At 57.7% G+C, this 5,476-nt stretch carries 5 protein-coding genes; all 5 read right to left on the bottom strand.

All coding sequences use genetic code 11. The features are described from left to right. A partial coding sequence (locus tag EGJ09_RS17080) for a DUF2235 domain-containing protein (protein ID WP_148101099.1) occupies window positions 1-1,529 on the bottom strand: 1,529 nt, incomplete at its 3' end. Window positions 1,530-1,588: 59 nt separating this feature from the next. Then, window positions 1,589-2,047, bottom strand: a complete 459-nt coding sequence (locus EGJ09_RS17085; RefSeq protein WP_115273246.1) for a hypothetical protein — start codon at window positions 2,045-2,047, stop codon at window positions 1,589-1,591. Window positions 2,048-2,331: 284 nt separating this feature from the next. Continuing rightward, window positions 2,332-2,790 carry a hypothetical protein gene (locus EGJ09_RS17090; RefSeq protein ID WP_125924426.1) on the bottom strand — a complete coding sequence of 153 codons (459 nt, stop codon included), beginning with the start codon at window positions 2,788-2,790 and terminating at the stop codon, window positions 2,332-2,334. A gap of 115 nt (window positions 2,791-2,905) precedes the next feature. Further along, on the bottom strand, window positions 2,906-4,600 hold the full coding sequence (locus EGJ09_RS17095; RefSeq protein WP_125924427.1) for a DUF2235 domain-containing protein: 1,695 nt from the start codon (window positions 4,598-4,600) through the stop codon (window positions 2,906-2,908). Between the two features lie 67 nt (window positions 4,601-4,667). Beyond that, window positions 4,668-5,300 carry a hypothetical protein gene (locus tag EGJ09_RS17100; RefSeq protein WP_115273243.1) on the bottom strand — a complete coding sequence of 211 codons (633 nt, stop codon included), beginning with the start codon at window positions 5,298-5,300 and terminating at the stop codon, window positions 4,668-4,670. Window positions 5,301-5,476: the final 176 nt, after the last annotated feature.

Below are 5,476 nucleotides of genomic sequence, written 5' to 3' on the forward strand. Positions count from 1 at the left end.
GTCTGGCCGACCTTCTGCAGGATGTGGTGGTCGTCCACGTCAATGACCATCCCGCTGGTGGCCTTGCGCCCGGTTTGCGAGGCTTCGCCGATGCTGGCCGACGGGTTGAGGCCGCGGGCTTTTTCTTCCATGGCCTTGAAGGAGTCGCTGCGCTGCTGGGCCTGGGGGTCTTGCTGATGGCTTTGCCTGGCACCTTGAGGTAACGGTACAGATTGCAAATCAAGGCTCTCGATATAGGCCACACTGGGGCGCGAAGCTTTTAGCTCGTCGGACAACGCGTCACCTTGCTGGCGAGCAACCGCGCTCGCCTGAGCGCGGGTTTGCTCCACCCGGTCGAGCGTTTCATCAAGTGCTTGCTCGGGGTCATCCTTGCCTACGAAGCGGGCAACCCCCGAGAGTGCCTGTCGCCCAAGATCCGCCAGGCGGTTGCCCAGGTTTTCAGCGGCACGGACTACCTTGAGGTGACTGAGGCTGTCATCATTTTCAAAGACAACGCCCCGGCCAGCGGTTTCATGTTCAAACGGTTGGTTTTGGCGATCCATCACATTGACGAAGCCGCGTTCCATAGCAAACGGCGTGTTGTCGACCTTCTGGAAAGTACCGTCCGCGTTTTGAGTGAAAGCCTCGTTCCCTGCCTTGAGACGTGAATCAATAAGCACCTGCTGGACTTTTTCCGGGCTCTGGACCAGCTCGTTGTAATTTTCGATGCGCTGCACGTCTTCCTGCTGCAACGGGCCCAGCTTGACGCCGGCCGATTGCAAGCTTTCATACATGTAAGCCAGCGGCCCTGCTGCCAGCACATCGTTACGGTATCCACCCCCTACTTGCGAGTGGGCACCGGCGAACTTCACTTCTTCGATGCGTGAGTTGTCGTCGTTGCGCAAGGCACTGGTCAGGCGAAAAGTATCCCGGTACTCGTTCATCGCCACCAGGTGTGTAGTGGAATCAACATTATTGCCGACTTCCAGATTCTTGCCCAAGTGGGTATCGGACATCGCATTGCCATATGAGGCGACGGTGTCGAAGATGCCTAGCTTGTTGACATGCGCTTCGCCCGGCGGGATCAGGTAATCGCCGGTGGGCTTGCCCTGGCCGTCCGTTTTCGGCACGCCCCGGTCGATGAACTCGTTGGCCAGCGCGCGGGATTGCGCAGCGCCACGGCTGAAGCCGACGATGTTCACGTCAACCTTCTGATCCGGATATTTGTTGTGAAATGCCACGATGGCATCGTAGGCCTGGTCGATGCGTCCCTGGCCACCCAGCCCAGTGCCACCTTCCGCCAGTGACCGCAGAGTCACGTCGGGTTGGCTGCCAACCCCATCGAAATACACCTTCTCGGACTGGCCGGAGCGATCGTGAGCATCGTATTGCTGCGGCTCGTGCCCAGAGTTGCGTGCCAGGTTGGTGCCCTTGGCCTGGTCTGCCTCGAACAGCCGCGCGACGTTGGTGTGAGAACCTTTCGGGGTGTCCAGGTCTTTGTTGTTGCCGGTGCCATCGAAATACACCGTAAAACGCAATGCATCGCTCATGTCATGTCCTTATGAATATTCCAACGGCCAGGCTGGAATGATCGTTCAACCTTGACGACTCAGGTACCGGGTTTGTTCAGGGTTTCAATCAGGTTCTGCACACCCAGACCGGCGCTCTGCAGGTAGCTGCGTTGGAAATCCCGACTCATGTTGCCCAGCGGCGACTTGATCAGTGCATCGCCGGCGGCACGAATGGTGAGTGCGTTGAATTCCTTGGCCATTGCCTTGACGCTCTCGGTACGAGCCGAAGGGTCGTTATAAGGTTTCTGGTACCAAGTCGAGATCTGGTAGTCCACATCGTTTGCCTGGTAGGCAGCGGTCAAGTGATTGAAAAGGTCGAAAAGAGACTCACGGGCAAGCGTCGGATCGATGTTGTTTTCCTTGAACACCTTGTCGACACTTTGGCACGCGGCGGTGGCCAATTCTTGGTTGGTGTAGCCCTTCATGGGAGGGAACACACCTTCGGGCAGTTTGGTATCGGCTGTGTTGGATGAATTCTGGACTTGATTGTCTTGCATGGAAATCTCCTTGGCGTGAATCGCAGATGAAGTGGCGGGCAGGAGTACGCAGACTCCCAGTATGAGAGGCATGAACGAGCTCAGGCGCATTCGCGACCAAAGCCCCTTGGTGCGGCAACAAGCGTTGCCGGTAATGGATGCGTTCGCACCGACGGTTGTACCGTTCAATCTCATTCTCCCTGCATCCGCCTCACGGCGGGTCCTTGTTTATTGTCGTTGCGCAGCTAGAGCCGCCTTGGGTGGTTCGAAGAATACCGAGAAACCTGTGGCCAGGGGCCGCCAGGTCAGGAATTCTGCTTGTTGAGGGTTACGATCCGGTCACTGACCCCGTCACCGGCAGCACTGATGAAGGCGCTCAGGAAAGCGTCGCTCTTGTGCAGCAATGGGGAGCCCTTCAACGAGTCGCCCGCTGCACGGATGGCGAGAGCACCAAAGCTTTCACCCATGGCAGAAACGCTTTGTGCGCGTGCAGCAGGGTCGTCGTACGGTTTTTTGAACCAGGTTGCGATCTGGTATTCGACGTTTTGCGACTGGAAGGCTCGGTTCAGATGATCGGCCAAGGCGAAAAGCGTTTCTTTGGCCAGCGTCGGATCGACGTAATTAGCTGTCAGCACGGCTTCAACCCGCTTGCCGGCCGCCTCGATCAGATCCTCGTGGGTGTAACCCTGCATCGGCGCAAAGACGCCTTCGGGCGGCTTCATGCCAGGCGTATAAGGTTGGTACTGGCCCTTGTGGTCTTGCATGGAAATCTCCTTGGCGTGGACTGGAGAAGATAGGCCAGACAAGAGCAACGAGGCGCCCAACAGCAGTGGAGCGGGCAGTGTTGCCCGGCAAGACATGTTCATACGCTGAAGTCCCTCACCGACGCATCGCTTGAGACAAGCCCATGTCCAATTCCAGCTTAGGCGCGACATTGCGAGCCACGTCGCCGATACCCTTTTCATTAACGATCGCCGTGCTCTTGCCCAACTGGAAGTTGCGGCTGGGGTCGACGTCGCGGCGGTCATGGATAACGAACTGGTCGGTCTGACCGACCTTCTGCAGGATGTGGTGCTCGTCCATGCCCACGACCATTCCGCTAGTGGCCTTGCGGCCGCTTTGCGAGGCTTCGCCGATACTGGCCGACGGGTTGAGGCCGCGGGCTTTTTCTTCCATAGCCTTGAATGAATCGCTGCGTTGCCGGGCCTGGGGATCCTGCTGCTGGTCTTGCTTGGCGCTTTGAGGAACGGGTACCGGCTGAAGCTTAAGCCCCTCGATGTAAGTGGTATTCGGACGCGATGCCTTGAGGTCTGTGGAAAGACCGGAAACCTGCTCTTGCGCGACAGCAGCCCGCTCGGCCTGCATCTGCTCGAGCACGTCCATACTCTTGTCTACTGCCTGCTCACGGGTTTCCAACCCTACGAAACGTGCCGTAGCGGACAAGGCATTCTGCCCCAGCGACTTAAGGTTGCTGCCCACGCTCTCCAGGGCTCTGGAGACTCCGTTACGGCTAAGACGATCATCGTTTTCAAAGATTACACCTCGGCCGTTGGTCTCATGATCAAATGGCCGGCTCTGGCGGTCAAAGACATTGAGCGTGCCTCTTTCAAGCGGGAATGGCGTGTTGTCAACCTTCTGGTAAGCACCGTCAGGGCCCTGTGCAAATGCTTGCTCGCCCTTCAGCAACCGGGAGTCAATCAGTGCCTCATGAATCTTGTCCGGGTGCTTGATCAACTCGTTGTATTGTTCGACGCGTCGCACATCGTCCTGCAGCATCGGCTTCATCTCGATGCCAGCGGACTGCAAGCGTTCATACATCACTGCCAGCGGGCCCGCCGCCAAGATGTCGTTCTTGTAGCCACCACCCACCTGCGAATGCGCACCCGCGAACTTGATTTCTTCGATTCGCGAGTTGTCGTCGTTGCGCAGGGCACTGGTCAGGCGGAAGGTATCGCGGTATTCGTTCATCGCCACCAGGTGGGTGGTCGACTCGACGTTCTTGCCGATTTCCAGGTTCTTGCCCAGGTGCGTATCGGTGTTAGCCAGGCCATCCGTGGCCACGGTATCGAAGATTCCCAGTTTGTTGATGTGGGCCTGGCCCGGCGGAATCAGGAATTCCCCGGTAGGCTGTCCCTGACCATCGAGTTTCGGCACGCCGCGCTCGATAAATTCGTTGGCCAGCGCTCGGGACTGTGATGCACCGCGACTGAAGCCAACGATATTCACATCGACTTTATGGTCCGGGTATTTATTGTGGAAGGACACGATAGCGTCATAGGCCTGGTCAATACGCTCCTGCGCCCCCCGTCCCGTGGCTCCCTCCAGCAAGGATGTTCCCGAAGTCTGCGCTTGGCTTCCCACTCCATCGAAATAGATTTTTTCCGACTGACCAGACCGCTCCTGATCGTCGTACTGTAGCGGGGCATGCCCCGAGTTGCGCGCCAGATTGGTCCCTTTGGCAGTGTCCAGGTCAAACAGGCGGGCCACGTTGGTCTGGGTGCCTTCGGGGGTGTTCAGGTCCTTGTTATTTCCGGTGCCATCGAAGTACACCGTGAAACGCAGAGCATCACTCATCTCAAATCCTTATGGATCATCCCACCCTAAGGCGGGATGAACTTTCCTGGAAAGTCTCGTACCTTTCTCAAGCGCCAGGTTTGTTCAAGGTAACGATCAGGTCATGAACGCCATCGCCAACGCTGCTGATGTAGTTGCGCAGGAAGGCCTTGTCCCGATCAAGCAAAGGCGACCCCCTCAGGGACTCAGTCGCAGCATGCACGGCCATAGCACCATAGCTTTCACCCATGTCGGCGACACTTTTGCTGCGATCTGCCGGATTCTCATAAGGCTTCTGGTACCAAGTCGAAATCTGGTACTCGACATTCTGTGCTTCCAACGCCTGGTTGAGGTGCTTTGCCAGTGCAAACAGCGATTCGCGCGCCAGCGTCGGATCCACGCCGCCAGCCTTCATGACCGCTTCCGCGCGCTTGGCCGCAGCTTCAATCAGATCTTCATGGGTGTATCCCTGCATCGGCGGAAACACACCATCGGGTAGTTTCATGCCAGGTGTGTAGGGCTGGTACTGAGCTTGATTGTCTTGCATGAAAATCTCCTTGGCTTGAAGCGCCGATGAGGTGGCAGGCAGAAGGACGCAGGCGCCCAGTGCGAGAGGTATGAGCGAGTTCAGGCGCAGCCGCGACCAGAGGCTCTTGGTGCGGCAACAGGCGTTACCGACGATGGATGCGTTCGCACCGATGGTTGTACCGTTCAATTTCATTCTCACTGCAGACGCCTCACGGCGGGTCCTTGTTTATTGTCGTTGCGCAGCCAAAGCCGCCTTGGGTGGATCGAAGAATACCGAGAAGCCTCTGGCCAGGGGCCGCCAGGTCAGGAATTCTGCTTGTTGAGGGTTACGATCCGGTCACTGACCCCGTCACCGGCAGCACTGATGAG

It is taken from the genome of Pseudomonas sp. p106 (genome assembly GCF_003936645.1).
In the GTDB taxonomy this organism is placed as follows: domain Bacteria; phylum Pseudomonadota; class Gammaproteobacteria; order Pseudomonadales; family Pseudomonadaceae; genus Aquipseudomonas; species Aquipseudomonas putida_E.

Coding starts and splice junctions, on each gene's coding strand:
- EGJ09_RS17085 (WP_115273246.1), bottom strand. CDS start 2,047: ATGCAAGACAATCAAGTCCAGAATTCATCCAACACAGCCGATACCAAA.
- EGJ09_RS17100 (WP_115273243.1), bottom strand. CDS start 5,300: ATGAAATTGAACGGTACAACCATCGGTGCGAACGCATCCATCGTCGGT.
- EGJ09_RS17095 (WP_125924427.1), bottom strand. CDS start 4,600: ATGAGTGATGCTCTGCGTTTCACGGTGTACTTCGATGGCACCGGAAAT.
- EGJ09_RS17090 (WP_125924426.1), bottom strand. CDS start 2,790: ATGCAAGACCACAAGGGCCAGTACCAACCTTATACGCCTGGCATGAAG.